Origin of the sequence: Enterococcus sp. E5-37 (genome assembly GCF_035726925.1) — a bacterium.
Taxonomy (GTDB): domain Bacteria; phylum Bacillota; class Bacilli; order Lactobacillales; family Enterococcaceae; genus Enterococcus_B; species Enterococcus_B faecium.
Map to the genome: position 1 here is coordinate 17092 of NZ_JAPMLG010000016.1, position 22653 is coordinate 39744.

General features: G+C 38.2%; 22 protein-coding genes. 8 read left to right on the top strand and 14 right to left on the bottom strand.

Going from position 1 to position 22653, the window contains the following annotated elements:
• Nucleotides 1-2: 2 nt before the first annotated feature.
• On the bottom strand, nt 3-704 hold the full coding sequence (locus OS138_RS11445) for an ABC transporter ATP-binding protein (protein WP_325070138.1): 702 nt from the start codon (nt 702-704) through the stop codon (nt 3-5).
• Between the two features lie 184 nt (nt 705-888).
• On the opposite strand from OS138_RS11445, the gene OS138_RS11450 reads away from it, so the two are divergent.
• The 6 genes from OS138_RS11450 to OS138_RS11475 all read left to right on the top strand — a co-directional run bounded on the left by OS138_RS11450 (nt 889) and on the right by OS138_RS11475 (nt 7908).
• Nucleotides 889-1488 carry a cysteine hydrolase gene (locus OS138_RS11450; protein ID WP_325070139.1) on the top strand — a complete coding sequence of 200 codons (600 nt, stop codon included), beginning with the start codon at nt 889-891 and terminating at the stop codon, nt 1486-1488.
• A gap of 80 nt (nt 1489-1568) precedes the next feature.
• Nucleotides 1569-2582: a ribose utilization transcriptional repressor RbsR gene (rbsR, locus tag OS138_RS11455; protein WP_325070140.1), complete on the top strand. Its 1014-nt coding sequence runs from the start codon at nt 1569-1571 to the stop codon at nt 2580-2582.
• Between the two features lie 108 nt (nt 2583-2690).
• Nucleotides 2691-3608: a ribokinase gene (gene rbsK, locus OS138_RS11460; protein WP_002286294.1), complete on the top strand. Its 918-nt coding sequence runs from the start codon at nt 2691-2693 to the stop codon at nt 3606-3608.
• 27 nt (nt 3609-3635) lie between these two features.
• Nucleotides 3636-4031, top strand: a complete 396-nt coding sequence (rbsD, locus tag OS138_RS11465) for a D-ribose pyranase (protein WP_002293242.1) — start codon at nt 3636-3638, stop codon at nt 4029-4031.
• Complete coding sequence (locus OS138_RS11470) at nt 4031-5404, top strand: PTS transporter subunit EIIC (protein WP_002286296.1); 1374 nt, start codon at nt 4031-4033, stop codon at nt 5402-5404. Before rbsD ends, OS138_RS11470 begins: the two co-directional genes overlap by 1 nt.
• A 356-nt stretch (nt 5405-5760) precedes the next feature.
• Nucleotides 5761-7908 (top strand): glucosaminidase domain-containing protein, encoded by a 2148-nt coding sequence (locus tag OS138_RS11475; RefSeq protein ID WP_325070141.1) that lies wholly within the window; start codon nt 5761-5763, stop codon nt 7906-7908.
• A gap of 55 nt (nt 7909-7963) precedes the next feature.
• Here OS138_RS11475 and OS138_RS11480 read toward each other — a convergent pair whose 3' ends face one another.
• From OS138_RS11480 to OS138_RS11525, 10 genes are all read right to left on the bottom strand, one after another.
• Nucleotides 7964-9004, bottom strand: coding sequence for an aldose epimerase family protein (locus OS138_RS11480; RefSeq protein WP_325070142.1), 1041 nt, complete (start codon nt 9002-9004; stop codon nt 7964-7966).
• Nucleotides 9005-9280: 276 nt separating this feature from the next.
• Entirely contained in the window at nt 9281-11083 is a 1803-nt protein-coding gene (locus tag OS138_RS11485) for an ABC transporter permease (protein WP_325070143.1), read from the bottom strand.
• A gap of 13 nt (nt 11084-11096) precedes the next feature.
• Nucleotides 11097-11849 (bottom strand): ABC transporter ATP-binding protein, encoded by a 753-nt coding sequence (locus OS138_RS11490; RefSeq protein ID WP_002286304.1) that lies wholly within the window; start codon nt 11847-11849, stop codon nt 11097-11099.
• An 8-nt stretch (nt 11850-11857) separates the two neighbouring features.
• The gene (locus OS138_RS11495) at nt 11858-12220 is read right to left on the bottom strand and encodes a YxeA family protein (RefSeq protein WP_002286306.1); all 363 of its coding nucleotides are present in this window, start codon (nt 12218-12220) and stop codon (nt 11858-11860) included.
• Between the two features lie 174 nt (nt 12221-12394).
• Complete coding sequence (locus OS138_RS11500) at nt 12395-13267, bottom strand: SPFH domain-containing protein (protein WP_002286307.1); 873 nt, start codon at nt 13265-13267, stop codon at nt 12395-12397.
• Between the two features lie 50 nt (nt 13268-13317).
• Nucleotides 13318-13806: a DUF5348 domain-containing protein gene (locus OS138_RS11505; RefSeq protein WP_002297406.1), complete on the bottom strand. Its 489-nt coding sequence runs from the start codon at nt 13804-13806 to the stop codon at nt 13318-13320.
• A gap of 137 nt (nt 13807-13943) precedes the next feature.
• A complete protein-coding gene (locus OS138_RS11510; protein WP_002321458.1) occupies nt 13944-14735 on the bottom strand; it encodes a DUF4097 family beta strand repeat-containing protein in 792 nt (263 codons plus the stop codon).
• Between the two features lie 54 nt (nt 14736-14789).
• Nucleotides 14790-15398: a DUF1700 domain-containing protein gene (locus tag OS138_RS11515; protein ID WP_002286313.1), complete on the bottom strand. Its 609-nt coding sequence runs from the start codon at nt 15396-15398 to the stop codon at nt 14790-14792.
• Nucleotides 15391-15708: a PadR family transcriptional regulator gene (locus OS138_RS11520; RefSeq protein WP_002286315.1), complete on the bottom strand. Its 318-nt coding sequence runs from the start codon at nt 15706-15708 to the stop codon at nt 15391-15393. Before OS138_RS11520 ends, OS138_RS11515 begins: the two co-directional genes overlap by 8 nt.
• 155 nt (nt 15709-15863) lie before the next feature.
• A complete protein-coding gene (locus tag OS138_RS11525) occupies nt 15864-16592 on the bottom strand; it encodes a DUF554 domain-containing protein (RefSeq protein ID WP_325070144.1) in 729 nt (242 codons plus the stop codon).
• Between the two features lie 158 nt (nt 16593-16750).
• Between OS138_RS11525 and OS138_RS11530 the strand changes: the two genes are divergently transcribed.
• Nucleotides 16751-17632: a LysR family transcriptional regulator gene (locus OS138_RS11530; protein WP_086324460.1), complete on the top strand. Its 882-nt coding sequence runs from the start codon at nt 16751-16753 to the stop codon at nt 17630-17632.
• Between the two features lie 239 nt (nt 17633-17871).
• On the opposite strand, the gene OS138_RS11535 is transcribed toward OS138_RS11530, so the two are convergent.
• Together OS138_RS11535 and OS138_RS11540 are read right to left on the bottom strand one after the other, a co-directional pair.
• Nucleotides 17872-18912, bottom strand: coding sequence for a HAMP domain-containing sensor histidine kinase (locus OS138_RS11535; RefSeq protein ID WP_002301716.1), 1041 nt, complete (start codon nt 18910-18912; stop codon nt 17872-17874).
• A gap of 2 nt (nt 18913-18914) precedes the next feature.
• Entirely contained in the window at nt 18915-19583 is a 669-nt protein-coding gene (locus OS138_RS11540; RefSeq protein ID WP_325070145.1) for a response regulator transcription factor, read from the bottom strand.
• Between the two features lie 141 nt (nt 19584-19724).
• On the opposite strand from OS138_RS11540, the gene OS138_RS11545 reads away from it, so the two are divergent.
• Entirely contained in the window at nt 19725-22061 is a 2337-nt protein-coding gene (locus tag OS138_RS11545; protein WP_325070146.1) for an ABC transporter ATP-binding protein/permease, read from the top strand.
• 115 nt (nt 22062-22176) lie between these two features.
• On the opposite strand, the gene OS138_RS11550 is transcribed toward OS138_RS11545, so the two are convergent.
• Entirely contained in the window at nt 22177-22488 is a 312-nt protein-coding gene (locus OS138_RS11550; protein WP_442784211.1) for a hypothetical protein, read from the bottom strand.
• Nucleotides 22489-22653 lie beyond the last annotated feature (165 nt).

The following is a 22653-nucleotide window of genomic DNA, read 5'->3' on the forward strand; positions in this document are numbered from 1 at the left end:
CCCTACCATACAATCTCATCAATGGATGAAGGATGATCATTTAATTCAACAGACCTTACTTTAGCGTCATTAATGTGAATGACTCTATCAGCGATGGGCGCTAAAGCAGAATTATGTGTAATGATCAAAACGGTATTGCCGTGTTGTCTGCTAGCATTTTGCAATAATTTCAATACTTGCTTTCCTGTTTCAAAATCCAGCGCGCCTGTCGGTTCATCACATAAAAGAAGTTTGGGATTTTTAGCTAGTGCACGAGCAATTGAAACCCTCTGCTGTTCGCCTCCTGACAATTGGGACGGAAAGTTATTCAATCGATGAGCTAGGCCCACTTGCGTCAATACCTCTACAGGATCAAGCGCATCAGGAGAAACTTCCGTTGCCAATTCCACATTTTCTTTTGCTGTTAGATTAGGAACGAGATTGTAGAATTGGAAAACGAACCCTACATCTGTTCGTCGGTAAGCAGTAAGCTGTTTATCTGAAAATTGCGCAATATCTGTGTCATCAATAATGATCTGACCTTCATCAGGTGTATCCATCCCACCTAAAATATTAAGAATCGTTGACTTTCCTGCTCCACTTGGACCAAGTATAATCACTAATTCGCCTTTTTCAATTGAAAAAGAAATATCGTCATTTGCTGTAATGGTCGTTTCTCCCATTTTGTATCGTTTGTATTCATTTTTTACTTCGACATACTTCACTCTGATTCCTCCATTTTCACGATATTTCTCGCTATATCTATGCATCGAATGCGTTTTCTCACACTTATTTATTTTACCACTGAATTTCTCTAGACTAAAGAAAGGAATCCTTTATTTAGTTGACAAATAAACGATTTATGATTTACTTACATAAAAAACATTGTTATTTGAAAGAAGGAACATCATGAATGATTTAAAGGAAAATATGATTTTTGATTTATCAAAAACTACTTTTGTCGCGATCGACATGCAAAAAGGGATCGTAAATAACGGTACACTCTCTCCACACACTGCAGCATCTATTCTGACAAACAATGATTTGTTAGTAAGAACATTGAAACGTACCGCTGCCTTGAAAGTTTTAGTGAACGTAGACATCTCCACTTTCCCTTATTTGAGTCAACAAACTGATATGGGTGGAATGACTGCTTCTGTACCTCCAGAATTCACTGACTTGTTGTTGAAGGATTCCTTGAAAGATACAAACAATATGTTGACTATCACAAAATACAATCCAAGTGCCTTTTTTGGTACTTCTCTTAATCTTCAACTTCGCCGGCGTGGAATCGAAACTATCATTTTAAGCGGTGTAGCGACAACAAACGGTGTATATGCTACTGCATTAGATGCCTTCCAACATGGGTATCATGTCGTACTTGCTGAAGATGCTTGCAGTGATCGTGACAAAGAATCCCATCAATTGTTCATAAAAAAGATATTTCCGAAAACTGCACGAGTACGCTCAACGAAACAAATAATCGAAGCTATCCAACAAAGCAAATAAGTACTGGCACACGTGATTTCCATTTACTTCTTTTTGATTTCATGGGAAAATAACCACAGGATTTAGATAGGAGTATGAACATGGTGAAAAAAAAGATCACAATCAAAGAAGTCGCTAAACTTTCCGGCGTTTCAATCACAACTGTCTCCTTGATATTAAATGGAAATACGGAGAAATTCAGTCCGAAAACTGTTCAGAAAGTTTTAGCTGCCAAAGAAGAATTAGGCTATCAGCCTGACTATTTTGCTAGACAAATGATTACCAAGGAAACGAAAACAATTGGTGTACTCGTTCCTGATATCACGAATCCATTCTTCAGTACACTGATGCGAGGAATTGAGGATATCTTGTATAAGCAGAATTTCGTCACGATATTATGTAATGCTGATTCTGATCATCAAAAAGAAATCGAATATCTAGCCGAGCTCACACGTCGAGGTGTGGATGGATTCATTATCGCGACTTCTGCTGTCTCTACAGATGCAATCAACGAAAATTTGAAAAAACAAGGCCGGCCCTTCATTGTTTTGGATCAGAAAAAATCTGAAGGATTTAGTGATGCCGTACGAACAGACGATTTTCGCGGTGGTTACCTAGCGGGCATGCACTTGCTTAGTCTAGGACATCAAACGATCGCCCTTGTCTATCCAGAAAATCCGCCGGAAAATGTCCACGCTCGGATTGAGGGGTTTAAATCTGCTCTTGATGTTTACCAAATCCCTTACGACCAACTGATCCTCTTACCTACACAGTTCTCAAAACAAGGTGGCTACCAAATCACAGCAGAACTTCTTGATTCTGCTGCAACTGGTGTGTTTGCTTTAAATGATGAATTAGCTTTTGGATTATATCGCGGATTAGAGGAATCTGGAAAAAGCATCCCTGAAGACTACAGCATTATTGGCTATGATAATATAGATATGTGCGAGTATATCAAGCCGAAACTGACAACGATCGCACAACCGATCTTCGAATTGGGACAAACATCTGCCAAATTATTGTTAGATCGGATCCAATTCCCAGAAAAAGAATGGGAAGAAAAAAGATTACCTGTACGATTAGAAAAAAGATTTTCAACTGCACCCTTGAAATAGCTTTCAAGGTGTGCTATATTTTTATCGAACTATTAAAACGTTTTACTAAAACGTTTTAAAAAATAATTTTTCCCATCAAAATAAATGAGATAGTTGGAGGTTTGTGAAATGAACACGGTTACAGTAATTGGAAGTATTAATATGGACACTACCCTTCGTTTAACCAACATGCCCAAGCCAGGCGAAACGATGCATGCGCATGAGATTTTTCACGCTGGCGGAGGTAAAGGCGCCAACCAAGCAGTGGCAGCCAAACGTTCAGGCGCACGGACATCTTTTATTGGAGGCGTTGGGGCTGACAGCGAAGGACAACAGTTATTAGATCTACTGACAAAAGAAAACATCGATACATCTGGGATAGCTGAAATCCAAGGCGCCACAACCGGACAAGCAATGATTATGGTAGACGCAGCAGGAGAAAATAGTATCTTGATCCATGCAGGTGCAAATAATGCTTTCCATGAACAAGAAGTCCTAAAAAACAAGCAACTGATTACAAACAGTGACTTTATTATTGCTCAGTTTGAAAGTAGCTTAGATGCGACGATCCTAGCTTTTTCTATTGCAAAAGACGCAGGAAAAACAACGATCCTGAATCCTGCACCAGCTCGTGAAACGATCCCTACTGAACTACTTGAAAAAACAGATATCATTATACCAAATGAAACAGAAACAGAAATCATTACAGGAATCAGAGTGACAGATCATAACAGTTTGGTCGCAGCAGCCGAAAAACTCCATGAATTAGGTATTGGAACAGTAATCATTACACTAGGCAGTGCCGGCGCTTTCTATCATACAGAAAAAGAACACGGTATCGTCCCTGCTTTTAAAGTGGATGCCGTTGACACAACAGCCGCAGGTGATACATTTATTGGCGCATTAAGCAGCACACTTCAGCCAGACCTTAGTAACTTGAAAGAAGCGATCCTTTATGGAAATCTAGCCTCTTCTGTTGCTGTGCAGTCTTATGGTGCGCAACCTTCTATCCCTTACCGCGAAGCTTTAGAACAATCAGCAGTCTAAAATTAACAATGAGAGGAAGAAACAAACATGAAAAAAGGAAAAGTAATCAATTCAGATATTTCACGAGTAATCGCACAAATGGGGCACTTTGATAAATTAAGTATCGGGGATGCAGGCATGCCTGTCCCCTTTGGTACTGAAAAAATAGATTTGGCTGTCTCAAACGGTCTTCCAAGTTTTTTATCTGTTTTAGAAAACGTTTTAGAAGAACTTGAGGTACAATCGATTGAATTGGCGGAAGAAATAAAGACAATGAACCCGGAAATATTGGAAAAAATCAAATTATTGTTACCAGATACACCGATTAGCTTTATCCCACATGAAGAAATGAAAAAAGATTTGAATAACTGTCATGCATTTATTCGTACAGGCGAAATGACACCTTACGCCAATATTATATTAGTGAGTGGAGTGGTCTTCTAATGGAAACGACAATGAATCCTGAACAGATGGTACTGTCCGAGCAGATTCATATGCTGATTGAACAGTTGGGAGGAAAAGACAATATTGATTCTGTCCTTCCATGTGCGACTCGGCTTCGTATCAAATTGAAAAAACAGCCAGTAGCCAATGCAGAAAAATTAAAACAGCAAATCCCTTCCATTAAGTATTTCATTTTACTCGATAGATATGCAGAAATAATCATGGATCAGGGATTGGCTCCTGCTTACAAGGAATTGACGCGTCAAATCGATCATTCAGCTCCGAAAGAAAAGCTAAATCCGATCGAAAAACTATTTGGTTTGATATCGGAAATCTTTACGCCGATCATTCCACTGTTTGCCGGTTCTGGTATATTAAAAGGTCTGGTTGTTTTAGCGACTACGATTGGCTGGCTTAGTGAAACAAGCGGAACTTATCATATTTTGTCTGCTGCGTCGAATGCCGTCTTTTATTTTCTGCCAATCTTTCTTGCTTTTTCTGCCGCCAAAACATTTAAAGTGAATGGATATATTGCGGCTGTCATTGCTGCAGCACTGATTGAACCGAATCTGACCTCTTTACTTTCAGACAGTGGCAAAGCAGCTACTGATTTTCTGGGGATTCCTGTAGTACTGATGCAGTATACGTCTACTGTCATGCCGGCAATTTTAGGTATTTTCTTTTATTCTTTTGTTGAAAAATTCCTCAAAAAATATATTCGCGAAAATATGCAATTAGTATTTGTACCTTTACTTTCATTAGTTATCACGGTTCCTTTGACGTTAATGGTATTCGGGCCTGCGGGTGTTTATCTTGGCGAAGGTTTAGCTGCCGCAATTACTTGGATGATGGATATTAACGGACCGATCAGCGGCGCAATCATCGCTGGTGGTTGGAATATTTTGGTAATATTTGGTATCCAATGGGCTGTAAACCCTGTCATGATCAGTAATATCTCTGCTTATGGGTTCGACCGAATCGTTCCGTTGACAGGAGCAGCCAATTTTGGAATGGCTGGTGCAGCTTTAGGTGTATTTCTACGAAGTAAACGTTCAAAAACCCGTTCGATCTCCGGTTCTGCTTTTGCTTCGATTTTACTTGCGGGAGTAACCGAACCAACTGTTTACGGAATTGCGATCCCATTGAAAAAACCATTTGTTGCTGCTTGCATTGGTGCAGCTGCTGGTGGAGCTGTAATGGGATTTGCCCAAGTGAAAGCGATCGCTTTTGTATTTGGTAGTCTGACCACATTGCCTGCATTCATTTCCGGTACTTTTTTCTGGTACTTAGCAGGACTGGCTGTTAGTCTAGTCGTAGCAATGATCACTACTCTCGTTAGCGGGTTTGATGAAGACCTAATGTCTTATGAATAGTTAATGAAAAAGACTGAAGTATGAGATGTTTATCACATATTTCAGTCTTTTTCTTTTTAGGATCATTATTTTTATAAATTTTTGTGATACTTTCCAAACTTTGGTATAATTTACATATGCATAACCATTTTTATCCCCACTTGTTTATCCCCAAACAAAGGTGGTCTATGCAATAAAATGAACGTCAAAGAAAAACGAATGAATGCTCGTTGCTTATTTACAAATTGTTTTATTTAGCATACACAGACAGATTTATGAAAAGAAAAAGCTTTTCGACACGATTATCTGTTCCAAAAAATGTCTAATGAATGCTAAATAAGACAGAAAATCAATGAAAGGAAAAGGACTAGTTTATTATGAAAAATAAAAAAACGATACGTTTGCTAGCTGCTACTTGGCTGATTGCTCCGTCTGTTTTGTCGACCAATACCGTATTTGCCGTAGATAATCAAACAACTGATCAAACAGTCACAACAGATACGACTACATCCAGCTCAGCTACTAGTGAAACAACGGATTCTTTTACAGAAGACCCAACTGGAACAACTGACTCAACAACAGGATCGACCGAACCAACTGAAATTGATCCGGCTGATCCATCAGAAAATGAAAAGCCAGCCGAAACATATTCCCTTACAATTGCTCCTTCTTTGATTGGTAAGATCCAACTGACTGCTTCGACAGCGGATTCCCCTGAACAGCAACCTCTGGATATTACGGAAAGTGGAACGGTAGAAGGTTTATCAGCGGAAACGAAGGTAACTTACACTATTACGCCAGCTGAAGGCGAACAAATTGCTTCAGTCGCTGTTAATGGTGCCAAAGAAGTAAATTATGATGCAAAGACCTTTACAGTAGGTACGAACAATTTATCTATTACTGCAGAATTTGAACCTGTACCGGATACTTCAACAGAGAAACCAACTGATCCTAGTGAAGAAGTCCCTAGTACACCAGATCCGGAAACGCCAAACAAACCAGATGTGGGTAATAACAACAATAACAACAATAATAATGGTTCAAATAATTCAAACAATAATAACAATAATTCGAACAACGGGAATTCTTCGAATCAAACAAACCCATCTGGATCGAATAACAATGGAAATACTCAGAGAGAACCAAACCATCCAAACAATGGTTCATCGAATGGCGGAACGAACAATGCTTCATCTCGTCCAAATACAGCAAATCAAAGCGGTATAGAGAATCCATCTTCTGCTTCTTCTGATTTTGTTGTAAAATCACCAATTGATGCTGTATTGCCTACAAATACAACGAATGTCCAACAAGCAATCGTTCGAGAAGCATTCAAGCATCTTGGAAAACCATATGTATGGGGAGCAAAAGGTCCAAATACTTTTGACTGTTCTGGTTTGACTTATTACGTATATATGAAAGCAACCGGTCATTATATCGGTGGCTGGACAGGCGAACAGCAATATGCAGGTACGCAGATTCCAGTAAGTCAGGCCCAACCTGGCGATCTCGTCTTCTGGGGACCTTCTTCCGGTGTTACTCACCATGTAGGTATCTATATTGGGAACGGACAATTCATCCATGCGCCCCAACCAGGAGATAAAGTTCGAGTAACTTCTATTTCAGATTTCACGCCTGATTTTGCTGTCCGAGTAAACTTAGCAGGTTTACCTGCTGCTTCAGGCTCGCTAACAGGTTCATCTATTTTAGATGGATTAGATGGCTCGTTCCATTTCAGTCAAAACCAAACAACTGATCAGTTCTTGAAAAAGATTGCGGATGATGCCCAAGAAATCGGCCAAAAAGAAGGGATCTATGCGTCAGTTATGATGGCTCAAGCTATCCTTGAAAGTGGATCTGGAAACAGCTTATTATCAAGCGAACCAAATCATAACCTTTTTGGTATCAAAGGATCATATAAAGGAAGCAGCGTGACCTTCAATACACTTGAACAAGATAGTTCCGGACAAAGCTACCAAATCCGCGCACAATTCCGTAAATATCCTTCTTACAAGGAAAGTTTGGAAGACTATGCCGACTTGATCAAAAATGGACTGACTGGCAATCCTGATTTCTACAAACCAACTTGGAAGTCGGAAACAAAAGACTACAAAGAAGCAACCAAATATTTGGAAGGACGTTATGCTACAGATCGCCAATATTCACAAAAATTGAACGCGATCATCGAAGCGTACGACCTGACAAAATATGATGAACCAAAAAAAGAAGCAGCAACTGAAGAAGCAAATACTGATATCCTTAACATGTCTAAGCGATTCGATGTGCCAATCAAATGGACAACAGATGGCGTACCAATCACAGGATTAGAATTTTCAACGATAAAACGCGTCAACAACGCTTCTTCCATCTTCCGTGTCGCTTCAATCTGGGATTTGTGGAACAATTTTACGGCAAGACAGATGCCAGAAACAACTACTCGTACAGTTAAAGCTACAACTGTTCCTTTACTAACCTTGTTAAGTTTAGACAAATCATTCTGGCTTGATCTACCTTTAAAGAAATAGAATAAATTAAAAAAAGGGAGTGTGACAATGTCACATCCCCTTTTTTTAATTTATTCTATTTCTTTATATTTATTTTGTATTCCGTTACAAACTCGCGTACTTGGTTAGGTTCCAGAGTGACATCTCCAAAACTTTCAAGCCGCTCCGCTCCTGGCAGTTCTTGAGTCTCAAATGTGATACCGCCATGATTTACTAATTTCTTCCCGCGCATTTCCGGTCCATCTTCTCCAAAATTTGCTGTAAAAATCACGATTCCTGAAGCATCTGTTTTTACTTGGATCGATACTTTTTCATCTGGGCTTGTCAATTCCGCAGCATTTAGTAAACCAGATTGTTTTTTCAACAAAAATGGATGATCGATACCGCCCACTATCATTGATTGGCGAAAATCACTGGCAAAGACCTCACTTAATTTTTTAGGACGTTGGAAGTCAAATGCTGTGCCACTTACTGAAACTACTTCTCCTGTAGGCGTTGTATCTTTATTGAGCGTAGCAAATAATCGGCTATTCAACCAAAGTATATGTTCGTCGATTGACTGTGCTGGATCACCAGTTAAATTGAAATAGACATGATTTGTAGGATTGAATACTGTTTTGCGGTCACTGATCCCTTGGACCGTCACTCGCCATGTATCATCGTTCGTCAGCGTATACCGTACTTCTACATCTAAAGTTCCAGGAAATCCGTTTTCCATGTCTGGGCTAGTCTGATAGAAAATGACCGATGCTTCGTTTTCACCATTGATAACTGTATAATGCCACTGCTTGGCTTCAAAGCTAGGTGCACCACCATGTAAACAATGACCAGTGTCCGGGTCTGTTTTTACTTCGAACGTTTCATCATCTAATTTGAATGTGCCATTCGTGATACGTCCAGCCATACGTCCGATTGAAGCACCGATATAAGGGTCTTTTTCTAGATATTCTTTTGCTTCATCAAAACCTAAGATCAACTCTCGTTTTTCATTATCGATTATTGTTTGAAAATGAACAACCCGTGCCCCAAGATCACTGACAGACAAAGCTGTCCCATTTTGATTCGTGATCGTAATCAAGTGATAGTTTTCGCCAAAATTTTGTTCATTGATTTCCATGTTCCTTGCACCCTCTTTTCTTTCATTTGCACTGATTCCAGTATACATGGAAACCGTTTTCTTAACAGCTTATTCCGTGAGTAACGAGAAAAAATTTACTATATTCTAATAAAAGACCGTGAAAAAAAGGTTGTGACAAAAATATTGTCACAACCTCTTTTTCCGAACAAACGGTGTTCAAAAGCTTGCATCTGCGGTAATAAGCCCAACCAAACGAAAAATATGAGGAGCTATTTTTGCTTGGCTGTTCTTATTACTTGATGCAGGACAGCTTTTTCACAATCTCTTTTTCAATACGATTCCAGTATATAACCATGTCGTCAGTACATAGTAGATGAAATACAATACGAAGAAGATCGTAAACGGAACCCAAATATCTTTGTATGGATTTTGCATGAATAGACCAAACATTTGTAATCCGAATAAGACATGGACTACACCTAAGATTCCTGGTGCTAAGAATAACACGCCTACTTCTCTACGGATCGATTGTTTAAGCAACCCGCGTCGTGTTCCTATCTTTTCAAGCATTTCATAACGAGCAATGTCACTCTTGCTTCCTGACAAGATCTTGAACATCAAACAGCTAGCAAGCATGGTCAAGAAAGCTAAACCTAGGAAGAATCCCATAAATTCAAAACCAGAGAATAGACCATTATACACTTCATACATTTCATATTTCTGGTTACTGTACTCTACTTTTTGCAAAGATGGATTGTTCATTTTATTTTGAGCAACAAGTGTTTCGATTGGTTTCAGGTTTGCTTGGAAGTCTTTTACCTGAACTAGCTGTAAAGTGGATTGTGGCAAGTTCAGTTGATCAAATTCTGATTGACTGACTACCTTGATTTCTTTTTCTTGCTGTTCCGGCAATTCATAGCTTCGAAGTTCCTCTTGTACAGTCAGTTCATTCATTTTTTCAGCAGGAACTTTTTCTTTCGTGATCTTCGGCGGTGTTCCATCTTCATGTTTTATCATGATCAATGGTTGAGCCGCAAATTCACTTGCATTATAGTAAATCGTTCCCGCATCTTCTTTTTGAGTATAAGAAGCAGAAAGTGTTGGTGAAAGTTCTTTGATTTTTTGCTGATCTTCTGCCCGAGGATTATTCATCACTAGATCATATCCAGAATTGTTTTCTGTCAAGTCTGCAATTTCATTTTTAAAACCTAATCCTACCGTCAAAGCGCCCAGTGCCAAGGCAAACAGCATAGCGACCATTGAGAGCATTTGTGTATATTCACGAATACGAAAGTTTAACTGTGACAATGTGAAATTGTTCAATTTTTTCAATGAAATCTGTTCTGATTTCTTTAGTAATGATAAAAAGAAAATGATCACAGAATGGAAAATGAAATAAGTTCCTAATACAATCGTAACTAAGGCTACTCCTATACCAAAGACTTGATAGGTCCCCACGTGTTTCATCATATAGTAACCGCAGCCTAGAAAAGCAATTCCCAGTACTACTTCAAGGAAAAACAAGAATTTATGCTGCTTGATTCTCGTTGGTGTCTGATCCGCACGAATCAATGCTAAAATCGGTTTTTTGACAATCGAAAAAGCATTGACAACAGCAGCTAATAAAAACAAAACAGCAAAAAACAAAACAGTGATCAACAACCCGTGAATACTAAAAGGTGTAAAATGCGAAATATTGAGATCTAACTGATCCACTAATAATCGGTGGACGATACTTGTCAATCCTACACCGACAGCTGAACCCACTAAAGTAGCTGCGATCCCTACTAAGAATGTTTCAGAAAAAATCATCTGTGCGATTTTTCTGCCTTTTGCTCCCAGCATCATAAACATTGCATAGTCTTTTTGCCGCATCGTCATCAAAAAGGAATTCGCATATAAAATATAAACGAATGTGATGATCCCTAGTAAAACAGAACCGAATCGGAAAATGATAACTGTAGCCGCAACGATCGTATTACTTTTCAAAAAAACTTCGTTGCTTGCCATTGATTCAAACATGTAAAAAATAGCAGATGCCATAACTAATCCTGAGAATAACACCAAGTAGTCTCTTAAACGGCTCTTGATCCCAGTAAGTGATAATTTCCAAAGCATAGTCAATCTCCCCCTACTGTTCCAAGTTTCCAAGAATAGATAGTATTTCTCGATAGAAGGAATCACGGCTTTGATCTCCACGTTTCACTTCTTGATGGATACCGCCATCCTTGATGAATAAAATACGTTGGCAATAACTTGCAGAAAACGGATCATGCGTCACAAGAAGAATCGATACATGATCTTTTGTATTCAATTCGTCCATCGTATCTAAAAGATCCCGGGCACTTTTGGAATCCAGCGCACCTGTAGGCTCATCCCCTAATAGAATCGTTGGTTGTGTGATCAATGCACGTGCGGCGGCGACCCGTTGTTTTTGTCCACCGGAAATCTCAGAAGGATAGCTTTCCAAAATATGAGAGATGGATAAACGTTCTGCAATTTTTTGGACACGTTGCTTGATTTCTTTTGGTCTGACGCCTTGTAAAGAAAGAGGAACAGCGATATTTTCTTGTGCTGTCAAGCTTTCTAATAAATTGAAATCTTGGAAAATAAAGCCAATCTCATTCGCACGAAAATCTGCTAGTTGATTTCCTTTTAATGTGGTCACATCTTTTTGATTGATTCGGATATGCCCATCTGTTGGTTTATCTAATGTGGATAAAATATTCAAAAGTGTCGACTTACCAGAACCAGAAGCGCCCATGATCCCAATAAATTCGCCTTTTTCTACATCGAAGCTGATGCCGCTTAATGCTTGCGTCTTTTTCTCATTGTTTTTTCCGTATACTTTTGTTACATTCTGTACTTCGACTATTTTGTTCATTTCTTTCCCTACCCTTTAATTAGTTTTTCCAGTGCTGTTTTCGGCACGTCTTTTTTTTCGACTTCTTCATACGAAGTGACACCTTTATTTTTGTTCCAGGTGATTTTTAAATATGCTCCTTTACGAAGCGGTCGAGTCAATTGTCCCTTGAAGTCCAGTTCTTTTTCCTTACCCTCTTTCGTATAGCCAGGCAGGATATATCTATAGTTGACTGTTTCTTGTCCAGAGTCTGATTTTGAAACTGTTTTTGTACCATCTGTCGTAATTTGTACATAGTATTCTTCTCCACCCATAACTACGTAATCTGCGATTTTCACCCCTGCAAGTACCACAACGATGAAAACAAGTAGACCGATCAGAAGTTTTTTCACTTTTTCCCCTTCTCTCTTACTTTATATACTGATTATAGAAAAAAGCGAACAATTCTGCCTTCGAATCAACTATCATTCTTCTTTCAATTTTGTCATTTTCTTTAAAACAACTAAAAAAGAGTTCAAGACAATAATCCGTCCTAAACTCCTTCTTCCTATCTTACAAAAAGTATGTCACTTACGGTCTTTCATGTCGCCTGTATTGATAACAGGTTGCGTTCCTTTGTCTGTAATGATTGAGACAAGTAAATTATTGATCAATTGGACTTTCCGATCATCGGTGAAATTGATTTCTTGTCCATCTTCGATTTGCTCTAAGGCCATTTGAGTGATTGTGACAGCTCCTTCAACAATGGTTTGTCGAGCAGACAAAATGGCTTTTGCTTGTTGACGTTGGAGCATGGCACTAGCGATTTCTGTTGCATAGGCTAAATGGTTCAAGCGTGTTTCGATTACTTCGACACCTGCTACTGCTAAACGCTCTTGCAGCTCTTTTTGCAACTCGTCAGACACTGCCGTCGTGTTTCCTCGAAGCGTCAAATCATTCTCATTGAATGTATCATACGGGTATTGGCTAGCGATATGCCGAATGGCTGTCTCACTTTGGATTTCTACAAAATCTTGATAATACGCTACATCGAATAATGCCTTTGCTGTATCAACGACTTTAAAGACTACTACTGCTGAGATTTCGATGGGGTTTCCATCCAAATCATTGACTTTTAAAACAGAACTATTGAAATTCCGAACTTTCAACGAAACAGTCATTTTTTGTGCCAAAGGTATCGTAAGGAAAAAGCCATTTTCTCGAATCGTACCTAAATATTGTCCAAAAAACAAAATTACTTTTGCTTGATTAGGACTGACTACAGTTGCCGAACTTAACAACAATAACGTGATCAACCAAAGAAAAATACTTAAAAAAAGTGCCCAAACTTTCGCTTGCCACATGCCTAAATAGAAGAAAAACAATCCAACTAAAGCTAATACGACCAATCCGACAATCCCTGCATAACCATTGATATAAAATGCTCTTTTTTCTCTCATGCTACTTCCTGCGCTCCTTTATCCTTCAATAAATATCTAATGTTACTTTTTTAATTTTTTTTTCGAATACGCGCCATTACACCTTCTAGTTCTAACTCTTTGTCTTCAGTGATGTACCAACCGCTTGCCTGTGTCCCTCCGGCTGCCTGCGGTAAATAATCCAATTTTGTTCGAACCCAGTGCTTTTCTTCTGTAAAATAGTCTTCTACCAAGATCTCTAGATCCATCCCTGCTGAAAGAGGCAAATCTTCCCGAACAGATTTAAAGATAAATCGTTCCTTCTTCCCATCATACTTCAATATTCCTGTATCGATAATCGGTAAAGAATAATAATCCAGCTCTTTCTTCACCGTCAATAAATGTTTGAAAACTTCATGGTATACTTGCTCTAATTGACGACCTTCTGAATTGTTCGGGTAATTAACCATCACTTTTTCTTTGTCTGGATCATAGAAGGTTTGGCTTAGTTGAGTGATATAAGTATGTAATCTTTCCATTTCTGTCTTTAACTTTTCTCTTTGACCTTCTTCTACCTTCATATACTCTTTCACCCTGTTTTCTTTTTAGATATTTTCTTTCTTATTTTACTATAGTTATGTGCGTTAAGCGATGAAAAACAGCAAAGATTGGAAGGATCTTTGCTGTTTTTTCTTAAAATATCCAGTTGAGTACAGGATCAATCTGTTTCATTGTCCTCTTGATCCGTCGTAATATTGATCGATGTGTCTTTAGCAGTGATCTTTAGCTTTTTCTGTCCTTGTTCTAACAAAGTATTTGTTATTGGCTGGTAGTCTTTTTCAATATAAGATTCACCAGACGTTTGGATAGTATAGCCACTGTTTTCCATCTCATGCAAAGATAAATTACCACCGTTTAGGATGACTTTTCCTTCTTTACTGATCAAACTGTCTTCTAGATGGAAGTTGCTGTTTTCACCTGTGACGATCAAGTTATCCACATTGGCCTCATCTAGTCGAAGTGAGCCTAATTCATCTTTCGCAGTTATTGTTCCTCCTGTAAATTCATTGAACGATACCCAGCCATCATGTGTCTTAGTATTCACTTTTTTGATTGATACTTCGTTGATATCAATTGCACTATTATTCCCTTCGATTGTCAATTCAGATAATTCATAATCTGCAGGGACAACAATAGTGATTTGTGCACTTGTGTCTTCTAAACTAATGATTGCACCTGTTGATTTTTTGACTGCATTCACAGTCAACACGCCATTTTTCTCCTTTATTTCTGGCTTTTCTGTCTTATCATAAGTCGTTTTTATCTCAAAATCCAATCCGCGTATGACCGAAACTGTTTGATTTTCTGCATGGATGACGATTTTGTTTGCATCCTTGATTTTTTTTGTCTCAGTAACCATATCGATCAACCGAGGGCCATTATCCCAAGTCAGACTCTTTTGAGCGCCTAATGTATAAGTTGCACCTGCTAGGAGGCCACCAGTAAGCATCAGACCAATACCGGTAATCAAAAAATGTTTCAATCTCAATTTATGTGTCCTCCTTCAAACGCCCGCTGAATGCAGATCTCTTTTTGTAATAAAACGTCGTCCCATCCATTTAACAAAGTTCATCATGACATAAAAAAGCCCTTTTGTTCCTTTCAGCAACAGTGGCGAAATAAATACTGCGCTTCCTGTGGCGAACAGACCGACACCGATAAAGAATAATCCACTCAGAATCGATTGTCCAAACACACTGATTCCTGAGATGATCATGAATAGGCCAACACCTAAGATACTGATACATAAAACATAGATACTAAAAATGAGCGCTAGTAAAGCAACCAATAGTCCCCCAATAACCAATATAAACCCCAATGCTAGTGGAATGAGGACAGGAGAAGCAAATAAACCGATAATGATTAACCAAATCAGGCGAATTTGTCTTTTTGGATTTTTCACTAACTCGTTTTCTGCTTGTTCTTCTTCTGAAAAGTAACTGATTTTTAATTTTAAGGCAAACTGCTTTGGCGTACCATATTCATCAATGATCTGATCTAATGTTTTTCCAGAATCTAAAAAATATTCCTCATAATACTGGATCAAATCAAAACGATCGTCTTCAGGAATTTCTTGAAGATGATCCACAACTTCATTCAAATATTCATTCATTTGTGCTCTCCTCCAATAACCGGTCTAAAGAATCTCGAAAAACAATCCATTCATCAATAATTTCTTCTAAATGACGACTTCCCATTGGTGTCAACGAGTAATATCGGCGGTTTCTGCCTTCAAAAGGTTCATCATAGGTCTCAAGATATCCTTCTTTTTTCAATCTTCTCAAAACCGGATATAGTGTAGATTCGCTGACAGAGAGACTTTCTTGTACGATTTTTGTTAAGGCATACCCATACATATCTTCCTTGCTTAATGCTGCTAACACAGTACCATCAAGAAGAACAGTTGGAATCTGGATGTGCATTACGTCACCTTCTATTCTCAAGTGTAATATTTTATTTCAATCTATATTATACAACATATAATATAGTTTCAAAATCAGTTTGTCAAATACAAAAAAACTGACTAAAAGATTTGATCCTTTTTAGTCAGCAAAAAATGACTTCTCTTTGATTTTTATTATAACAGTGGCATAATCCAATTTGTCCACATCCAGCTCAGTGGCATGATAACGATCATTGCAGGTATCATGTCAGCTACTGGGAACATTTTCACGTTGATCATTCTAAAACCGGTAGCGACCATCAAGAATCCGCCGCAAGCTTTAAAATCTAAGATCATGTCTGGTGTAGTCAATGGATAAATAAATTTTGCCAATAAGAACAAAATATAAAAAATAATGAATTGGGGAATTGCTATTACAGAAACGACATACCCTAAATTACACGCAAAAATAGCTGCTGTGAAAAAATCAAGGACAGATTTAGAAATCAAAATCGTACTGTCTCCAGTCATCCCAGAATCTAAACTTCCATAGATCCCCGTACCACTTGCACAAAATAGAACAATGACCGTCACTAATGTGCTGATAAATTCATCGTGGGTCATACCAAGCTTTTCACTAGGGAAGATTTTAGAAATAGGTACTTGCATCAGCGAAGCCCCCTTATTTATCCCATTACCTAAATGAACAATCAGACCAATCGCTGTTCCTATCACTAAAGCAAAAATAACAGCCGGCATATTTTTCATCGGCGCAATGGAATAGATTCCCATCCCCATCGAACACACACCAAAAACCATCGTCAGCTGTGCTTTAAAATGTTCACTTAATTTATTTCCTACTAATCCGCCAATTAGTCCGCCAAGCAAAACGGAACCTACATTGATCAAAACTCCAGTTGGCATCAAAAAACTCCTCTCTTTTTCTATGAAGCGAAAAAAATCAGAAAAATTTCTGTAATTATTGCTTTCGCTGCAAGAAAGATTGTAACAGACAGAGAAGATTACACCAATTCATTTTTTGTGTTAAAGTATTCTTTATTGGAATAAGTAGGAGGAATATGATGGATATCCATAAATTCGAAGTTTTTCTTGATTTAGCCGAAACAATGAATTTCACCAAAACTGCTGATCGACAATTCACCACCCAAGGAAATATTTCTAAACAGATTCTTTCGTTAGAAACAGAATTAGACGTCAAATTATTCGAACGCGCCCATAGAAAAATCGAATTGACCGAAGCTGGAAGCTTATTGCTCCCGTATGTAAAAAATGTCGTAGAACAATACCATGCTATGCAAGAAGTGCTTGAAACCTATACGAAAGACAACAATCTTTCATTAAATATCTTAACGATACCGACAATGATCAATTATAAAGGTTTTTCCAAAATCACCGACTTTTTGAAACGCCATCCTGAATTTACAGTCCAGTTGAAAGAAGTGGAAAGTGTCGAATTAACTTACAATGATACCAATGAACATAGTGACACGATCCACTTTGCTAGAAGTTTCCAGGCCCCGCCGAGTTCGATTGAGTGGTTGCCTACTGAAACAGACGATTTTGTAGCAGTTCTACCTAAAAATCATCCTTTAGCTAGTAAAAAGAAATTGGATCTAAGCGAACTGAAAAAGGAGAACTTTTTGCTCCTTGGCCCCACTACGAACTTGTATCAACCTGTACTGGATCTGTGTCGCGAAGCTGGATTTGAACCAAAAATCTCTTATAAAGGAGCAAGAATCGACTTGATCATCAATATGATTGCAAATGACATGGGGATTGCTATTGTTATGGAAAAAACAGTCAAGAATCTATTAAAAGAAAATACTGTGATTCTCCCTATTTCTCCAACAACAGAGAGTTATCTCGCATTTACTCGTAAAGTCGGTGAACATTCTTTGGCTTCAGATACATTTTGGGAGTATTTGAATCAAGAAGAAAACTAAGCCCTACATTTTCTGTCCATCTATCCACCCAAAAAAAGAGAGCGACGCATGACTTTCGCTCTCTTTCTTACATCGTGCCATTGATTCAATGACACATCTAACGTTTCTCGTATTTCAATAGAAGATCAGCGATTTTATGCCGGAAGAACATTAAGAGCAATTCGCTAATCACAAAAAAACGTCTAAAAATCCCTAAAAACCTTCACTAGAATTTTTAGGGATTTTGTTCTTTTTTCCTATTATTTGCTTAAACGTATTATTGCTGTCGTTCCTACTCCTTCGATACTGCTATAATCGATACGTCCATCATGTAGTTCTAGAATTTTTTTGACCAGTGAAAGCCCTAGTCCATTCCCAGAAATCTGACGGCTTGTATCTCCTTGATAAAATTTTTCAAACATTCGATCTCGGGTCTCTTCATTCATTCCTACACCTGAATCGGTCACTTCCAGTACGATCTCTGTGGCTGTCTCAAATAATTTGATATGAATCTTTCCATTGACTTGATTGTACTTTATGGCGTTATCCATGATATTCAGCCACACTTGGTACAAAAACTCTTCATTACCTGTATAGTTTACTGCAGCAAGTTCGATATCCAATTCTAGCTGTTCTTTTTCCCATTTAGGCTGCAAAAAAACGATTACTTCTCTGATTTGTTCATCTAATCGATACTCTTTCTTTTCCAGTTGGATACGCTGGTTTTCCAGTTTGTTCAATTTTAAAATGTTCTCTGTTAATTGTGAAAGCTGCGTGATACTTTCGATGACCCGATATAAAAATATTTGGCGTTCTTCGTCAGAAAGATTTGGGGCTTGTAACAATTGAACATATCCTTGGATTGTTGCTAGTGGTGTTTTGAATTCATGGGATACACTGGACACAAAGTCATTCCTCAGTGTCTCGATACTATTGAGTTCTTGGACCATAACGTTGAAATCTTTATACAGTTGCTGTACTTCTGCTACTTTCTGCTGTTCATCCATTCGAATCGAAAAATCTCCCGTTGCTACCAGACTCATATTTGTCCCTAGCGCACTGATTGGATGCAGGATACGCCGCCCAACAAAAATCGATATTCCTGTACCCACGACCATACTGAACCCCGCAAAGACGAATAACGGGTATAACGTTGGTTTTCCAGCCGATTCAGCAGGCGAGATAGAATGTCGAGACAATAAGAAAATAAAACCAAGAAAACACAGCAGTGTTACTAAGATCGAAATAAATACGATACTAGCAAAATAGATCCATAATTGTGAAAATAGCTTCTTTTTCATCTTTAAATAACCGCCTTATAGCCTAGTCCCCGTACTGTGATGATTTGAAAATCTTCTGTCTTTTCAAAACGGGTCCTTAAACGTTTGATATGTACATCGATCGTTCGTTCTTCTGTATTCGTGTCTAATCCCCAAATATCGTCCATCAACTGCTGGCGAGTGAAAATCTTGTTTGGATAAGACAGTAATTTATACAGAAGCAGAAATTCTTTTTGAGGCAGAATAAAAGAATGCTGATTTTGTACCACTGTATAAGTATCCAGCTCTAATTTTGTTTGCCCAATCGTCAAGATACTGCTGTAATTGATTTTTGAACGTCGAAGCAATGCTTCCACACGCAGGATCATTTCATTGACATCGATGGGTTTTGTCATATAATCATCTGCACCTAATTTGAACCCACGTTTCTTGTCCTCGAAATCAGCCTTTGCTGTAATCATCAGAACTGGCACGTCGAATCTGGCGTTACGTAATGATCCTACCAAGTCATAGCCATCCATTTCAGGCATCATGACATCTGTAATGATCAATTCTATATGTGTCGCTTCTAGTTTTTTCAGCGCATCCTCTCCATTCAGTGCGGTGATGACTGAAAAGCCCGCTCGTTCCAACACAGAACGGTAAAGCAACTGTAATTGCGGATCATCTTCTACTACTAAAATACGATTCATTGATCTCCCTCTGTTTTTTGAAAAATTTCTAGATTTTTTCTTGTAGTTCATCTTCAGTTAACATTTATTTCGTATACTACGATCATTGTTCTGATATACTTATTAGTATACCGAATATTTCAATACGGGAGAAGGGTGATTATGCTTCAATTAAAAGATATAAAAAAATATTATAAAGTCGGCGAAACCACCACCAAAGCATTGGATGGTGTGTCTGTCGCTTTCAGACAAAAAGAATTCGTAGCAATTTTAGGTCCTAGTGGTTCTGGTAAAACGACTATGCTGAATGTTATTGGTGGACTAGATAATTATGATTCCGGTGATATGGTGATCAACGGAAAGTCTACTAAAGACTTTAAGGACAGTGATTGGGATGCCTACCGAAACAACTCTATCGGTTTCATTTTTCAAAGTTACAACTTGATTGGTCATCTAGGCATTATTGAAAACGTTGAACTTGGGATGACATTAAGTGGTGTTTCTAAAGACGAAAAACGAAAACGGGCAGAAGATGCATTGCACCGGGTCGGCTTGACAGATCATATGCATAAAAAGCCAAATCAGTTATCTGGTGGACAAATGCAGCGGGTGGCTATCGCTCGAGCACTAGCCAATGACCCAGATATCCTTTTGTGCGATGAACCAACCGGAGCTTTAGATACAGAAACAAGTATCCAGATCATGGAATTGATCCAAGAGTTATCGAAAGAAAAATTAGTGATCATGGTCACACATAATCCTGAACTGGCCCATCAATATGCAGATCGGATCATTGAATTTTCTGATGGTAAGATCTTAACAGATTCCCATCCTCACATCGAACGACCAAAAGATGATCAATTTAACTTACGCAGAACAAAGATGAGTTTTTGGACAGCGTTGAAGCTTTCTTTCAACAATATCCGAACAAAAAAAGGACGTACTTTCTTGACCTCCTTTGCTTCCAGTATTGGGATCATCGGAATCGCGATCGTTCTGTCCCTTTCTTCTGGATTCCAAAAACAAATCGATAACACGCAAGCTGAAACGATGGCGAAATTTCCGATTACTATTTCTAAGGTAACAACTAACCAGACTCGTGACGATGCCGAATTGGGTGCAAGCAAAGCGGATTATCCAGAGAGCAAAACGATTACTGCAAAAGTCAGCGAAGAAGATAAAGCACAGCACACGAATAAGATTGATCAAACATACGTCGATTACGTAACAGACATCGATCCTAACTTAAGTAATAATATCGGATTTACTCGTACAACAGGAATTAATCTTTTACGTGATGTAAATGGCAAAGTACAGCCTGTCAGCTTCTCGAATCAAAATCCTGATACGGAATCTCTTTCTTTATCTAGTACGATGTCAGCAATGACAGGTGTGGGAGTTTCAAATTTCCCTACACAGCTTGACACTAGCAAAGAAAACTTTTTAAAAGACAATTATTCTTTACTTGCCGGAAGTTATCCAGCCTCAGCAACAGATGTCGTGCTGATCGTAGACGGCAATAATAATACTAATATCAACGCATTGAAGAATCTTGGATTTGATGTGAAAGAAGACGAAAAACTTGATTTTGATGATATCGTCGGTACAACATTCAAATTAGTAAACAACAATACTTACTATACAAAACTTCCAACTGGGAATTTTATCCCTAATACAGATTATGATGCGATGTATCAGAATGCTTCTGATGAATTGAAGATCTCGGCGATCCTACGCGTGAAATCTTCTTCTACAATGAATCTCTTATCTCCAGGAATCGCTTATAGCGATCAATTAACGACTCAAATCGTCAACGAAAACAAAGAATCAGAAATCGTCAAAGCTCAAAGAGACAGTGATGTAAATGTCTTAACTACTGAAAAAGTTGACGAAAATACCAAACAAACATTGCTTAGTTATTTAGGCGGAGACAGTTTGCCTTCAAGTATCATGATTTATCCAAACAATTTTGAAGACAAAGAAAAGATCTTGGATTATCTAGATGATTACAATAAGGGCAAATCAGATGAAGATAAAATCATTTATACTGATTTAGCTGGAACGATGACTGAACTGACTGGCGGATTGATGGATGCTATCACTTATGTCCTTATTGCTTTTGCAGGGATCTCTTTAGTAACAAGTATGATCATGATCAGTATCATTACTTATACATCTGTGATTGAACGGACAAAAGAAATCGGTGTACTAAAAGCTTTAGGTGCACGTAAAAAAGACATCACTCGCGTATTTGACGCAGAAACGTGTATTTTAGGTATTTCTTCCGGGATATTAGGTGTGTTTATTGCATGGCTAGCTACATTCCCTATCAATAGCATGTTATACAACATGACGGATCTAAAAAATGTTGCTCAACTAAATCCTGTCCATGCGATTATTCTAGTGATCGTCTCTACTATATTGACGATGCTTGGCGGTCATCTTCCTGCACGAATGGCAGCGAAAAAAGACGCCGCTATCGCTTTGCGTGCAGAATAAGGTTGTGACAGCCACATTTAGTTTTAAGTCATAAGAGCGCTGAAATAGTAGAAAACAGCAAGAAACGAGGAAGTAATATGTTCCTTGTTTCGCGCTGTTTTTTTCTAATTATTTTTTATAATTCTGGTATCCTTTTCTTTCCTTCGTACCATAACTCTTCTGGCGTATACTTGTCTTTTCCATTCAGGATCACAGTGCCATCGTCTTCGATCCTCACCTCTGAGCCAATCCACATATTACGAGAAAGTGCGAGAAGATTTTTTCTTTTTCCTCTTCCTTTTTTTCCAAATTGCAAGGCATCAGTTATCTCTTCTGTCCAATGAGATTTCACGTATTTTACTTCTCCGTTTTCAAATGTAACTTTCAAAATATTCGCTATATTTTCTACTTTTACTGCTTTAGGAAATGACTCCTCCATTTTTTTCACTTTCCTTCTGTTAGTTTTAAGTATGCGCTTTCTTTCAGCGCCGTTTGTATAATTAAGCGAGACAAATAAAAAAGCCATTTATGTTACACTCAAATTGTAATACCCGCTAAAGCATACAAGGAGAGTGAACATAAATGACTTATACCCATCTTACACCAAACGAGC